At 71.1% G+C, this 13,461-nt stretch carries 11 protein-coding genes; 5 read left to right on the forward strand and 6 right to left on the reverse strand.

From position 1 onward, the window contains the following. The first annotated feature begins 10 nt into the window (after positions 1 to 10). Genes ACK1X7_RS46155 through ACK1X7_RS46165 form a run of 3 tightly spaced genes read left to right on the forward strand, consistent with a single transcriptional unit; the run spans position 11 to position 2,752 of the window. On the forward strand, positions 11 to 733 hold the full coding sequence (locus ACK1X7_RS46155) for a phosphatase PAP2 family protein (protein WP_385150765.1): 723 nt from the start codon (positions 11 to 13) through the stop codon (positions 731 to 733). Next, a complete protein-coding gene (locus ACK1X7_RS46160; protein WP_382946856.1) occupies positions 702 to 1,364 on the forward strand; it encodes a response regulator transcription factor in 663 nt (220 codons plus the stop codon). The genes ACK1X7_RS46155 and ACK1X7_RS46160 overlap by 32 nt, the downstream gene beginning before the upstream one ends. Next, entirely contained in the window at positions 1,361 to 2,752 is a 1,392-nt protein-coding gene (locus tag ACK1X7_RS46165; RefSeq protein ID WP_385150729.1) for a sensor histidine kinase, read from the forward strand. Before ACK1X7_RS46160 ends, ACK1X7_RS46165 begins: the two co-directional genes overlap by 4 nt. Here the strand turns inward: ACK1X7_RS46165 and ACK1X7_RS46170 are convergent. From ACK1X7_RS46170 to ACK1X7_RS46190, 5 genes are all read right to left on the reverse strand, one after another. Continuing rightward, a complete protein-coding gene (locus ACK1X7_RS46170; RefSeq protein WP_398158824.1) occupies positions 2,733 to 3,623 on the reverse strand; it encodes a hypothetical protein in 891 nt (296 codons plus the stop codon). The genes ACK1X7_RS46165 and ACK1X7_RS46170 overlap by 20 nt on opposite strands. A 305-nt stretch (positions 3,624 to 3,928) precedes the next feature. Further along, positions 3,929 to 5,380, reverse strand: a complete 1,452-nt coding sequence (locus ACK1X7_RS46175; protein ID WP_413116719.1) for a hypothetical protein — start codon at positions 5,378 to 5,380, stop codon at positions 3,929 to 3,931. Continuing rightward, on the reverse strand, positions 5,377 to 6,213 hold the full coding sequence (locus ACK1X7_RS46180) for an undecaprenyl-diphosphate phosphatase (RefSeq protein ID WP_385150721.1): 837 nt from the start codon (positions 6,211 to 6,213) through the stop codon (positions 5,377 to 5,379). Before ACK1X7_RS46180 ends, ACK1X7_RS46175 begins: the two co-directional genes overlap by 4 nt. Positions 6,214 to 6,294: 81 nt before the next feature. Beyond that, complete coding sequence (locus ACK1X7_RS46185; protein WP_413116720.1) at positions 6,295 to 7,503, reverse strand: glycosyltransferase family 4 protein; 1,209 nt, start codon at positions 7,501 to 7,503, stop codon at positions 6,295 to 6,297. Next, positions 7,500 to 7,781, reverse strand: a complete 282-nt coding sequence (locus ACK1X7_RS46190; RefSeq protein ID WP_385155810.1) for a hypothetical protein — start codon at positions 7,779 to 7,781, stop codon at positions 7,500 to 7,502. The genes ACK1X7_RS46185 and ACK1X7_RS46190 overlap by 4 nt, the downstream gene beginning before the upstream one ends. A gap of 143 nt (positions 7,782 to 7,924) precedes the next feature. Here ACK1X7_RS46190 and ACK1X7_RS46195 point away from each other — a divergent pair, with 143 nt between their 5' ends. Together ACK1X7_RS46195 and ACK1X7_RS46200 are read left to right on the forward strand one after the other, a co-directional pair. Next, a complete protein-coding gene (locus ACK1X7_RS46195) occupies positions 7,925 to 8,302 on the forward strand; it encodes a BlaI/MecI/CopY family transcriptional regulator (protein ID WP_216339796.1) in 378 nt (125 codons plus the stop codon). Between the two features lie 15 nt (positions 8,303 to 8,317). Continuing rightward, on the forward strand, positions 8,318 to 9,250 hold the full coding sequence (locus ACK1X7_RS46200; RefSeq protein ID WP_398158821.1) for a M56 family metallopeptidase: 933 nt from the start codon (positions 8,318 to 8,320) through the stop codon (positions 9,248 to 9,250). Positions 9,251 to 9,329: 79 nt separating this feature from the next. On the opposite strand, the gene ACK1X7_RS46205 is transcribed toward ACK1X7_RS46200, so the two are convergent. Next, positions 9,330 to 13,457, reverse strand: coding sequence for a Pls/PosA family non-ribosomal peptide synthetase (locus ACK1X7_RS46205; protein ID WP_413116721.1), 4,128 nt, complete (start codon positions 13,455 to 13,457; stop codon positions 9,330 to 9,332). Positions 13,458 to 13,461: the final 4 nt, after the last annotated feature.

Below are 13,461 nucleotides of genomic sequence, written 5' to 3' on the forward strand. Positions count from 1 at the left end.
CGGTGGCTTGGTGAATCGCAGGGACGCCACCGGACTGGCCGGAAGCGCCGCTCTGGGCGCGTGGACGGCGCTGGGGGTGCTGACCGCGGTCGTCGTGGGCGGCGCCGGTGCCCCGCTGTGGCTGGACAACGGCCTCCTCGGATGGTCCGTCGGCCACCGCCCGGGTGTACTGCGGACCCTCGCCCGCGGAGTGACCGACACCGGGACGGGAGCCATCCCGTACATACTCGTCACGCTGGCCGGTTTCCTGGCGGCACGAGGCGTGCGGCACCGGCTGCTCGCCGCCGCGTTCTGCCTCGCCTGTCTCGGCGCGGGGCAGGCACTGCGGTACGGCGTGCTGGAACTCGTCCACCGCTCCCGCCCTCCGCGGGGCGACTGGGCGGCGCATGCGAGCGGCTGGGCGTTCCCCTCGGGACACGCCACCACGGCGGCGCTGACCGCCGGGCTGCTGATCGTCGCGCTGACCCTGCGCGCGCCGCGCGGAGCGACATCGTTCAGGGTCGTCATCGGCTGTTGGGGCATGCTGGTCGGGCTGACCCGTGTCTATCTCGGGGTGCACTGGTTCACCGACGTTCTCGGCGGCTGGCTGTTCGCCGTCGGCTGGCTGGGAGCGTGTCTGTGTGCCGCGGGCCGGTGGCTGCCCGCCCTCTTCCCCGCCCCCACCGATACGGCCCCTACCGCTGAGAGACCGCCGGAGGACCATGCGCCGCAAGATCCTGATCGTCGAGGATGATCACGCCCTGCGTGATGTGCTCCGTCGCGGTCTGTACGACGAAGACTTCGATCCCGTTCCGGCCACCGACGGTGCCACCGCCCTACGCCTGGTCACCGCCGACATCTCGGCGGTCGTCCTGGACATCGGCCTGCCCGACGCGGACGGACGGGACGTATGCCAGGCCATGCGCGCGGGCGGGTTCCACGCCCCGGTCATCTTCCTGACCGCACGGCACCACCTCACCGACCGGCTGTCCGGCTTCTCGGCCGGGGGCGACGACTACCTGCCGAAGCCGTTCCACCTCGCCGAGCTCGCCGCCCGGCTGCGGGCGGCGCTCAAACGGGCCGCGCTTCCGGCGGCCGATACGGCCGGGGCTCTGGTCCTGGACGCGGTCCGGCACAGCGCGACGGTGCACGGTACCCGGGTCGCCCTGTCCCCGACGGAGTTCCGGCTGCTCGCCACGCTCGTCGCCGCGGACGGGGAACTGGTGTGCCGCCGTGATCTGGTCCGGGCGGGCTGGCCCGAAGGCGGACAGGTCAGCGACAACACCCTGGACCAGTACCTGACCAGGCTGCGCCGCAAACTGCGGGAGACGGACAGCGGCCTGACCATCGCCACCGCGCGCGGGATCGGGCATCGCCTGTCATGAGATCCACCTGGCACCGACGGGTGCTTCGCGCCCTGGCTCCCCGTACCTTGCGCGGACGGCTCTCGCTCGTCGCGCTGACCACCGCCGCGCTGCTGATCACGGCGCTGACCGTCGTGTTCAACACCGTGGTGGAACGGCACCTGCGGCACCAGGCGGACGACGAGCTGCGGGCCCGGGCGACCGCCGTCGCCGCGACCGTCGACACCCGCGGCCCCCGGGTGCGCGTCCTGGAGACCGCCAACGATCAGCTACTGGACACGAACGTGTGGATCTACGCAGGGAAGCGCCTGCTGGAAAAGCCGCCCGCCGCCTCGGCGGGCAGCCCTCTCACCCGGACCGCCGACCGGATCGCCGCGCGGGGTGCGCCCGACTGCGCGACCGTCCACGCCGAGGGCCAACGGTCCCTCCGCCTGTGCGCCCGGCCCGTGCCCGGTGGCGATGCCCCCGCCACCGTCGTCACGGCCCTCGACCTCACCCCGTACCAGAGTTCCGCGGACACCCTGCTGCTGGGATCGCTGATCCTGGACGCGGCCATGCTTGTCTGCGCCTACGTGCTGACACGCCTCGCGGTCGGCCGGGCACTGCGCCCGGTGCGGACCATGACCGACCAGGCCACCCAGTGGGGTGCCGTGGCTTCCGGAGAACGCTTCAGCACCGGGCGAGGCCCGGCCGAACTGGCCCGTCTGGGCACCTCGCTGGACGCGTTGCTGGACCGCATACGCGCCGTGCTGCGTCACGAGCAGCAACTGACGGGGGAGCTGTCCCACGAGCTGCGGACGCCACTCGCCCGGATCATCGCCGAACTCGACTGGTGGCGATCCCGGCCCCGCTCCGCCGCGGAGACCCGCGCCACCCACGAGGCGATCGACGAGGCCGCCCGGTCCATGCGGACCATCTGCGACACGCTCCTCCGCGACGCCCGGGAGAACGCGGCCGACGCCTCGACGGCTCCCGGCATGGCCGATGTCGTATCCGTTCTGCGCCACATGACCCAACGCCTCGCCCCACCGGCTCGGGTGAAGGCCGTGGTGGCGGCCGACGACGCGCGACTGGAGGCGGGAGTGACACCGGCCTTCCTCGAACGTGTCGTCAGCCCGCTGCTCGCCAACGCCGTCCGCTACGCCCGTTCCACCGTCACCATGACCGGGCGGCGCACGCCCGGCGGCGTGGCGATCGACATCACCGACGACGGACCGGGCGTACCGGAGGCGTTCGTCGGCGAGCTCTTCCAGCCGGGGCGGCGCGCCGATCCCGGCGACGGTCACCACGGAGCGGGCCTCGGACTGCCGCTCGCGCGCCGTCTGGCCCGTTCCGCGGGCGGCGAGGTGTCCTACGACGCCGGGCACGCACCCGGGGCGCGATTCACCGTCACTCTGCCTGCTGGGTGACGTGCTCCCGCTCCGCGCTCCGCGGGCCGGGCGCCCGGCGCTCCTGCGCGTGGGCGTAGGCCATCAGCCCGAACAGGACGGCCAGCAGGACGGCGGACGAGCCCGCCGTACCCAGGTCGAGGCCGCCCTTGGCGACCGGCTTGGTGAGGAAGTCGCCCGCGGTGGCGCCGAGCGGCCGGGTGAGGACGAAGGCGATCCAGAACAGCAGCACGTTCGGTACCACGGGGGCCTTCATCAACGCGACGAGGACGGCCAGCACCCCGGTGACCAGGAGCGCACCACCCGCGTAGCCCAGGCCGGAGCTGTCGGACAGGAAGTCTCCCATCGATGTGCCGAGCGTGTTGGAGACGAGGATGGCCGACCAGAAGAGCGCCTCACCCCGGAAGGTCACGATGTCGCGGATCTGGAAGGTCATCCCGCTCACCTTCCACGCCAGGAAGATCACCAGCAGGATCGAGATCAGGATCGCCGCGCCGACCGGGTAGCCCAGGCCGAGGCCCTGCGGGCCCCAGCCGAGCGATGCGGCGCCGCCCGAGAGGTACTTGGCGCTGGCGTCACGGTTCATGAAGTCGGACATGGTGGTGCCGGCCATGCTGGTCGACAGGATCACGGTCCAGTAGAAGAAGGGGTTGTAGCGGCGGGACCTGAGCTGGACGACGAGAGTCACCACGAAGATCAGGAAGAGCGCGATCGTGGTGAGGAAGTAGCCCAGCTTCAGAGTCTGGGCGAAGAGGTCTCCGGCCGTCTCACCCAGGGTCGTCGCGGCGATCTTCATGATCCAGAAGGCCAGGGTGGCCTCGGGCAACTTCTTGATCACCGACGTGCTCGTACTCGCGACGTCGAGGTCCGTGACGACTTCTGGCTTCCCCAATGTCCTGTGCTCCCGTCTGATCGGGGGTAACGGCGCCCGTGCCGGAGGGGCCGAGCGCCCCGTGGGATGGGCCGCTCGCAAACGGCGGCGCTGTTACGACCCTGCCTGCCGCAGCCTGAACGTGTCCTGAACGCCTGCCGGACGGTTTGCTCCGGTTCGCTGACTCGGCGGCCTGCGAGACGAAGCTCGACGTCGACGACACCCCGCCGCGCAGGCAGGACGTGGCCGCGGCCGATGTCGGCACGGCCGTCCGACACGGGTGGCGGCCCCACTGGCACGGCGACGGGGCCCGCCACGGCCGCCGGTCAATGGGGAGGCGTGTAGGCCGTGAGCCCGGTGTGCGGCAGGGGGTGGGGGGTCCAGGTACGGGCGTAGCGGGGAGGGCCGGAGCGGATCCTGGCGAGGGCGGCGGCGGGTTCGCGGGCGGCGCGGTGCAGCAGGGTGTGTGCGGTGATGTTGCGGTTGTTGCCGCGGACATTGGCGGAGGCGCAGCCGGCGTCGTAGCCGATCGGCGGGGCGTGTGCGCCGCTGACCAGGCAGGGCGGGGTGAGTCCGAGGCCGCGCAGGTCGTGGGCGGCGGCGCGGTAGCGGGCGGCGGTGGCGCGGGCGGCGGCCGTGTTGCGGTCGAGGACCTCGTACTGCGCGGACAGGTGCAGGGCGAGCAGCACGGCGGCCAGCCCGGCGGCCAGGGCGCGGGCGCGGGGCGGGCGGATGGCCCGCGCGGAGTGTGCGGCCAGGGTGGCGAGCGGAAGGGAGAGCAGGGCGTACACGGGCAGCAGGAAGCGCGGTGCGGAGTAGTCGATGAGCAGCAGGTAGGGGGTACTCAGCGCGGTGGCGCAGGCGATGGGGAGCAGGATGACCGCGTCACGGCGGGTGCGCCAGGCTACGACGCAGGCGGCAAGGGCGAGGGCGGGCAGGGCCAGCCACCACAGGGTGAGCTCGGGATGGGTGAGCGGGACGTGGCAGGGGCGACAGAGCAGGGGGCCGTCGAGGCTGCGCCATGCCATGCCGCCCGCCCAGTGCGCGCCCATGCCGCCCTCGGTGGCGCTGGAGAGGTGCAGCCGGGCGCCGACCCCGCCCCAGCGCACGTACGCCTCCGCGATCCACTCGGCGCCACCCACGGCGAACCCGCCGACGACGGCGAGCGCGGGCGCCGGTCGCCGCCAGGCCGGGACGATCGCGCACGCCGCGAGCAGGGGCAGGGCGAGCCAGACGCCGTCGGAGAAGCGGAAGCAGGTGGCGGCCGCGACCATGGCGCCCAGGCCGAGCAGGGCCCGCCGCCCCGCGGGTGGGTGTGCGGCACGCAGGAACCAGCCGACGGCCGCCACCGCGGACAGGGCCACCCACAGGTTGGGCATGGCCTGCGGCCCGTAGAGCACAGTGGTCCACAGACCGGCGAACAGCAGCGCGGCCAGGGCGGTCCGCCCCGGGCCGAGCAGCGGCTGCCAGACGCGGTAGGCCGCGTACAGGGCGGCGGCGGAGAGCAGCGCCAGGACGACCCGGAGCACGGTGCCACCGCCGGAGTCGGTGACGGCGAGCACAGGGGCGGCCAGAAGGCTGATGCCGCGTGAGCGCGGGGCGCTGAAGTACGCCGCCGGGCGGTGCGGGTCGACCTGGGAGAGGTACACCGTTTCGTCCCAGCCCAGCCCCAGATGCGGTACCACAAGGGCGAGTTGGGCCGCCGCATAGCCGAGTGCGACCAGCGCCGGCCACGGTATCCGGCGTCGCGGCCGCATGACCGCACTCACCACGGTCATGCGGCGAGCACCCCGGTACCCAGCAGGCCGAGGAGCAGCAGGCCGACGGCGACGCGGTAGATGACGAACGCGTTGAAGGAGTGCTTGGCGACGAACTTCAGCAGCCAGGCGATCGAGGCGTAGGCGACCACGAACGAGACAGCGGTGCCCACCACGAGGGGGGCGCTGCCGACCCCGGCGCCGACGGCGTCCTTCAGCTCGTACAGGCCCGCGCCGGTCAGCGCCGGGATGCCGAGGAAGAAGGACAGGCGGGTGGCGGCCACCCGGTCCAGGTCGAGGATGAGCGCGGTGGACATGGTGGCGCCGGAGCGGGAGAAGCCGGGGAAGAGCAGCGCGAGAATCTGCGAACAGCCCACCAGCATGGCGTCCTTGAAGCCCGTGTCGTCCTCGCCGCGTTTGTGGCGGCCCATCTGGTCGGCCACCCACATCACAGCGGACCCGGCGACGAGGGAGCCGGCGACCACCCACAGGGACGCGAGCGGGCCCTCGATGAGCGGCTTCGCGGCCAGGCCCACGATCACGATCGGGATGGTGGCGCAGATGACCCACCAGGCGAACTTGTAGTCGTGGTGGTACCGCTGCTCACGGTGGGCGAGTCCGCGGATCCAGGCGGAGACGATCCGCACGATGTCCTGGAAGAAGTACACCAGCACCGCGGCGATCGCGCCGACCTGGATGACGGCGGTGAAGCCGACCACGGAGGTGTCGTCGACCGGGATGCCCATCAGCCCTTCGGTGATCTTCAGATGGCCGGTGGAGGAGACGGGCAGGAACTCCGTGATGCCTTCGACGATGCCGAGGATGGCCGCCTGGCCGATGCTGATGGCACTCATCTGGATCCGTTTCTGTGGTGGATGGAGCGGGCCGTGTCCGCTGGGGAACGGCGCGGGCGACCGCGGTCAGCGGGATCGGGGTCAGTGGCGCAGACGGCGCAGGGCCCGGCCCGCACGGTTGCGCCAGCGGGCCTTGCGGCGCTGCCACGCACGGGCGGAACGCGTGGCGGCGAGGTCGCCGAACAGCTCCTCGTAGACGTGGGCCACATGGGCCGGATCGAAGCGGCGGGCCGCGTCGCGGGCGGCCTCGCCCATGCGGTGGCGGTCGGGCTCGTCGGTGATCAGGTCGCCCAGCGCGGCGGCCAGCGCCTGCCGGTCGCCCATGGGGACCAGGCGGCCGTCGACGCCGTCGTTGATGATCTCGGCCGGGCCGAGCGGGCAGTCGGTGGCGACCACCGGTGTGCCACAGCGCATCGCCTCGACCAGCGTCATGCCGAAGGACTCCGCGTCGGAGGCGGAGGCGACGATCGACGCCTTCGCGAACTCGGCCTCGATCGGGGAGACCGCGCCCATCAGTGCCGCCCGGCCGCCCAGGCCCTGCTCCTCGATCAGCCGCTGGAGCCGCTCTTTGTCGGCGCCCGCGCCGTAAACGCGCAGCGACCAGTCGGGGTGCTTCGCGGCGACATCGGTGAATGCCTCGATGAGCAGGTCGAACCGTTTGGCGCGCACCAGTCGTCCGGCCGCGGCGATGGCGGGGGCGCCGCCGTCGGTGGGCGGCAGGCCGGGGTCGGGCACGCTGTTGGGTATGGCCAGGATCCGCACGCCCGGCAGCCGCATCCTCGCCCGGTAGACGGCCGCGTCGGCGTCGGTCGTGGTGACCACGGCGTCCAGGCCGCGGTACTGCCGGGCGAGCTGGGCGCGCAGCTTCTTGGTGTGCGTGTCGTGGGTGAGGTGCTCCTGGGCGATGCGCAGCGCCCGGGGCGGGGCGAAGCGGGCCAGGTACACATTGATGCCCGGCCGGGTGCCGATGATCACGTCCGCGTCGCAGCTCCGCAGGTACTCCCGCGCCCGCTGGTCGGTGAGGCGGCTGTACTGCTTGTACCGCTTCTCGGCGGTGGGGAAGACCTCGGCCGGCTGATGGAGCAGGGGGTCGGCGGCGTCCGCGCGTAGGTCGACCAGCGGCACCACCGTCACCCGTGGATCGATGACGAAGCGCGGGCGGGTCCGGTGGCGGAGCATCGACACGATCGTCACCTCGTGCCGGTCGGCGAGGGCCGCGGCGAGATTGAGCGTGGTGCGGATCGTGCCGCCGATCGCGTACACATTGTGGATCAGGAAGGTGATCTTCACTTGGCGCTCCCCACGGTCGGCTCCGCGGCGGTGTGGGCCAGGACCGGGATGAACCGGGCGAGCGTGATCGCCCTGCCATGGCCGTAGCGGGCGAGCAGCTCCTCCGCACGCCGCACACCGTCGATCACGTGCCGGCCGCGGGTGCGGGCCAGCAGGGCCCGCCCGGCGTGGCGGCCGATGAGCAGTCCGGTCTTGGCGAACAGCACCAGGAAGATGCCCGCCGTGCCGAACGCTGTCAGCGGTTGGGCGGTATTCAGCGGGTTGAGGGCCAACGGCACCGCAGGGTCCTTTCCGGCCGTGCCCGCCCAAGGCAGAGTTCTGCCCAGGCACGCGTGCATGGCACACTTGGGAGACAACAGCTTTTACACCGGTGTAGGAGTCCTACACGAGTGTAGGTGATGAGAGAGGGGAGGCCAACCGCATGGGTATCCGCACGCCAGGACACGGGCCCAAGCGGCCCAACGGTGCACGCGAGGCCGAGATCCTTGAACTGCTTCAGCGGGCCGACGGCGCGCTGACCCCCCGGGAGGTCACCGAACGCCTCGGCAACGAGCTGGCCTACAACAGCGTGGTGACGATCCTCACCCGGATGCATACCAAGCAGTTGCTCACCCGCACCCCGCGCGGCCGGGCCTACGCCTACGCCCCCGTGACCGACGACCCCGGCTTCGCCGCCCGCCGCATGCGCTCGGTCCTGGAAGAGCGGTCCGACCGCCAGGACGTCCTCGCCCGCTTCGCCGACGAGCTGTCCACCACCGATGCGGATCTGCTGCGCCAACTGCTCGACCCCGACCAGTAGGAAGAGGCAGTCCAGATGCGCATCGCCGTCTACATCCCCCTGCTGCTCTCCCTGCTCGCTCCCCTCGGAGCACGCCCCCTGGCGGAGCGATGCGAACCCCGCCTTGCGACCTGGCTGCTCACTGCCTCAGCCCTCGTACTGGGCACGGCGACCACCATCTCACTGGGGCTGCTGGCCATCACCGGACTGATCCGCTTCCCCCACCCGGCCGCCCTCGGCCACTGGTCGGCCCACGCCGCACAGCGCGACGACCCCGCCGAACTGTCCGTCGCCCTGATCGCGGGCCTCCTGCTCGGCGCCGCCGTCCTCATGGCCGCCCGCATGCTCTGGCGGCGCGCCCGCACCCTGGCCACCGCCGCCCTGGAAGCGGCCTGTATGCCCGCCGAAGACGGCCTGGTCGTGATCGATGACGAGGCCCCCAACGCCTTCGCGATCCCCGGACTGCCCGGTCGCGTCGTCGTCTCCACCGGCATGCTGCACACCCTGGACGAAACCGAGCGCCACATCCTGCTCGCCCACGAACGCGCCCACCTGACGGCCCACCATTACGCCTTCGTCGCCCTGACCCAGCTCGGCGCCGCCGCCAACCCCCTGCTACGCCCCCTCGCCACGGCCGTGACGTACACCATCGAACGGTGGGCCGATGAGAAGGCGGCCATCGCCACCGGCGACCGCGAGCGGGTCGCCCGCACCGTCGGCAAAGCGGCCCTCGCCGCCCACCACGTCCCCGCCCGCACTCCGGGCGCCGCCCTGGGCATCCTCGGCCGCCGCACCCCACTCGCCGCCGCCGGACCCGTGCCCCGTCGTGTCGCCGCCCTTCTCGCTCCTCCCTTCGGCCGCCACCCCGTCCTCACCGCCGCGACGGCCACGGTCCTCGCCATCACTGCCCTGTCCACCGCCGAAGCCGCCCACGACCTCCACCTCCTGCTGGAAACCGTCGGCGCCTGACAAGCCGGCCAGGCAGCCCAGGGGCGGTGAACGAACGGCCAAGGCGGGTACGCCTGCCCGAACGCTCGGGCACGCTCGACTACGGCCTTCTGCGGCAGGCGGCATCGGTGGTCAGTTCCACTGCCGGATTGCCGCGCCACTGGGCGTGTGCCGGTACGTGTTCGCCCTTCATGAGGAAGGAGTCGGCGTCGATGTGGGCGTGGTCGTCGATGACGACGCCGTAGTGCACGAAGGCGCTGGTGCCGATCGTGCACCCGTTGCCGATGGTGATGCGGTCGGATTTGAAGACGCCCTCTTCGAGGGAGTGTGCCTGCAAGATGCTGCCGGCGTTGAGGGCGCAGCCGTCGCCGACCTGGGTGAGGGTCCGTTCCAGGATCCGGCAGCCGTCGTCGAAGACCCGGTGTCCCATGCGGACGCCGAGCAGCCGCCAGATGACGGGTTTGAAGGGGGTGCCGTTGAAGAGGACGAGGTAGACGATGGACGGTACCTTCCAGTAGCGCTCGTGCCGCCAGAAGGACCGCTCGTAGATGGAGCAGAACCGTGGCCGCAGGGTATGGAAGCCCAGCGCGGCCCGTTCGGCCAGCACGAAGAAGCCGACCGTGAAGGCGAGTTCGAGGAGGGCGGTGCCGATCGTCTCCAGCCAGTACAGCCCGCCGTTGCCGGTCAGGGGGAACATCGCGATCAGGAGGAGGCCGTAGACGTACAGGCAGCGCACGGTCAGGAACAGGGCCATGGTCCCGGCGTTGTGGTGGTTCTTGGCCCTAAGGCGGCGCCGGAGCCCGGATCCGCTGGTGAGGTGATCGAAGCGGTGGTCGCGCTCGACCGACCGTGGGATCTCGATGGGGGGTGAGCCGAGCAGTCCGGTGTTCTCCCTGACCGGACCACTGACGGGGATCATGGCCTTGGTGGCCAGCAGGCAGTTGTCGCCGGTCCTGCCGCCGGCCGGGTAGACGATGTTGTTGCCCAGGTAGTTATGGCTTCCGATGGCGGCCACGGCGGTGCGGAACGAGGTGCTGGAGTACTCCGCGTTCGCCATGGACAGTCCGTCGGAGACCATGGTCCCGGTGCCGACCCGGCTGAGGGCGGGCACCTCGTGTTTGAGCATCGTGCCGAAGTTGGTTCCGGTCTGCTCGATCGGTGCCAGACGGTATCCGAGGGCCCTCAGGTAGTGCACGATCGCCGAGCTGTCGCCGAACAGGGCGATGGTGAAGCGGATATTGGTCAGCCGGGCGACGGCGCGCTGGAGTGTGAAGCGCACTCCGTACAGCGGATACACGGTGTTCTGCCTGAGGGGACGGGACAGTACGCGCGACAGGGCCGGTACGAGGGTCGCCCCCAGGAGGGCGAGGCCGAGCACCACGGCCGTCGCGATCTCCAGGCCGTCGGCGTAGTACGACCAACTGCCGGGGCCGCCTGCTCCTGTGAGGGTGCTGACCAGCGCGGGCCGGGCCTCCAGCAGCGCGGCGACGGCCACCTCGGCCACTCCCACGGTGGCCATCAGGACCAGCAGCGTGACGAGGCTATGACACACTCGCCGCAGGCGGCCGCAGCGGGTGGGCGGAACGGTGAGGTACTCGGATCCCTCTGGTGCGGGCCGGGCCGGCGAGCCGTGCCAGTGCTGCCCGGCGGGTATCGACCGGCCTTCGTGCAGCGCGGAGGCATGGCCGAGCTGAGCGGTGTCGCCGAGGCGTACGCCGATGTCGAGAGTGCTGTGTTCGCCGACGAAGGCGCCGGCACCGATGGTGACCGGTCCGGTCTCGATGACCCCGTCGCGTGCTCGGTAGCCGTTGAGAAAGGTTTCCTTGCGGATCACGGTGTCGGCCCCGATGGTCAGCAGGTCGGTACAGATCGGCACCCACCGGGTGAAGATCACGGTGCGCGGTCCGATCTTGGCGCCGAGTGCCCGCAGATACAGGGTGTACAGCGGCGTTCCGACCGTCAGGCGGGCCAGCGGGTTGGCGACGATGAGGGTTCTGACACACCAGAAGCGGACATACGCCACGCTCCACAACTGGATGTGCCGCGGTTTCCACCGCCCGATGAGTATCCATTTGACGGCGATCGGGAACAGGCTCGCGCCGATGAGCGCCACGGCGCCGAGGGCAACCGCGCGTTCATAGACATCGAGCCATCCCTGTCCCCGCGTCATCCAGGACGTGCCGGCGTCCAGCGCCACCGAAGCGAGGCTCACGTAGACCAGGAACATGAGGAACTGGAGAGCCGCGCACAGGGCGTACCGGAGCCTGCCCACCACCGGAGCGGCCGTTTGCCGCGGCACGCGGTCGAGCGTGGGAGGGGACGGCGCCTCGGCCAGGGCTGTGGCGAGCCGGCGCACCGTGGGATGCAGGTAGACGTCCCTCATCGACACGGCGGGCAGGTCCGCGCGTTCGCGCACGGCCGCGTTGAACCGCGCCATGAGCAGGGAGTTGGCACCGAGGTCGTCGAAGAAGTGGCTGTCCACACAGACCCGCTCGACCTGTAGGACCGCAGCCAGCAGTTCGGCCAGCATCCATTCGGTACTGGTGCGTGGAGCGGTGCCATTGCCCTGTGTGAGCCGGCGTGGCCCGGTTGGTGGCGGCAGATGCCGGCGGTCTGCCTTGCCGCTGGGCAGCATCGGGATGGACGTGAGGTGTTCGAGGTAGGCGGGGACCATGTAGCCGGGCAGCCGTTCCCGCAGGTGTGCCACAGCCTGTTCGGAATCCACGGTCATGCCCGCGCAGGTGGTGTAGTAGGCACACAGTTCCACCGTCCCCGGAGTGATCTCCTGCTCGCCGACGACCGCTTGGGCGATCCCGGGCACGTGCAGCAGGACCGACTCGATCTCGGTCAGTTCCACGCGGTAGCCGCGGATCTTGACCTGGGTGTCGATGCGGCCGTGATGTTCGACCTCACCCTGGGCGTTGATCTTGCCCAGGTCGCCGGTCCGGTAGATCTTGCCGGACGGATTCCCGGGGATGCCGAGAAAGTCCGGAATGAAGGCACGTTCGGTCGTCTCGGGCCGGTTGAGGTATCCGTCGGCGAGCCCGATCCCGCCGATCGCGATCTCTCCCATCGTGCCCGGTGCCAGGGCCGTGTCCCGTTCCGGATCGAGGACGGCGACCGAGTACGTCGGCAGCGGGACACCGATCGTCACCGGACGGTCGGGGGCCAGCGGGCTCCAGGTCGCCGTGACGGTCGCTTCGGTCGGGCCGTAGACATTGAGGAACCGGCGGCCGGGCCGGTGCCAGCGGGTGACGAGATCCTGTGGGCACGGTTCCCCGGATACCAGCAGGAACCGCAGCTCGGACGCGTTCTCGTCCAGGGTGGCCAGCAAGGTGGGAACACAGCACAGCGCCGAGACCCGGTGCTCCCGCAGGAACGCGTCCAGCTCGGCACCGAGCAGGCTGGGCCCCTGGGGCCTGGGGACCAGCGTGGCACCGGCCATCCAGGGCACCCATGTCTCCTCGACGGAGAAGTCGAAAGCGATGGTCATCCCCTGGTAGACCCGATCGTCGCAAGTGATGCCGTAGACCTCCGAGGCCACCCGGACGAAGTTGCACACAGCGGGATGCCCGACGGCCACCCCCTTCGGACGGCCGGTGGATCCCGAGGTGTAGATGACGTAACACAGGTCGTCGGCCTGCTCCCCGGCTGCCAGGGCATCGGGCCGATTGGGGGACTGCTCCGCGACCCGGGACCGCACCCGATCCAGGAACAGCAACTCGGCACTGTCCGCGAGGGGGCGCGTCCGCTCGGAGAGTCGGGACAGCGACAGGACCATGCGCACGGAGGCATCGGCCACGATGTAGCTCAGACGATCCGGCGGGAACCCGGCATCCAGCGGTACGTACGCGGCGTGCGCCTTCAGCACGGCCAGCATCCCGACATAGGCGTCCACCGCCTCGTCGAGCAGCAACCCGATCCGGTCGCCGGGCCGTACACCTTCGGCCATGAGGAAACGAGCGAGCTGGTTGGCCCTTTCGTCCAGCCGCGCGTACGTGAGGGCGACGTCACCGGCGTCCACCGCGAGTCGGTCTCCCTTTTCCCGCGCACGCATCCGGTCGCAGCGCTCCTCGAACAGCCGCTCAAGCCGTTCGCCGTCCCGCCACCGGACCGAACCGTCCCAGCCCGCACAGGCGAGCAGGCCATCCGGACGACTCTGCGACCTCGGCACCCACGCGCACGTCGGCCGTCCGGGCACCGCCTCGTTCCGGTCACTTCCCAGCATCGTG

Source organism: Streptomyces sp. CY-1, assembly GCF_047218265.1.
Lineage (GTDB): Bacteria > Actinomycetota > Actinomycetes > Streptomycetales > Streptomycetaceae > Streptomyces > Streptomyces niphimycinicus.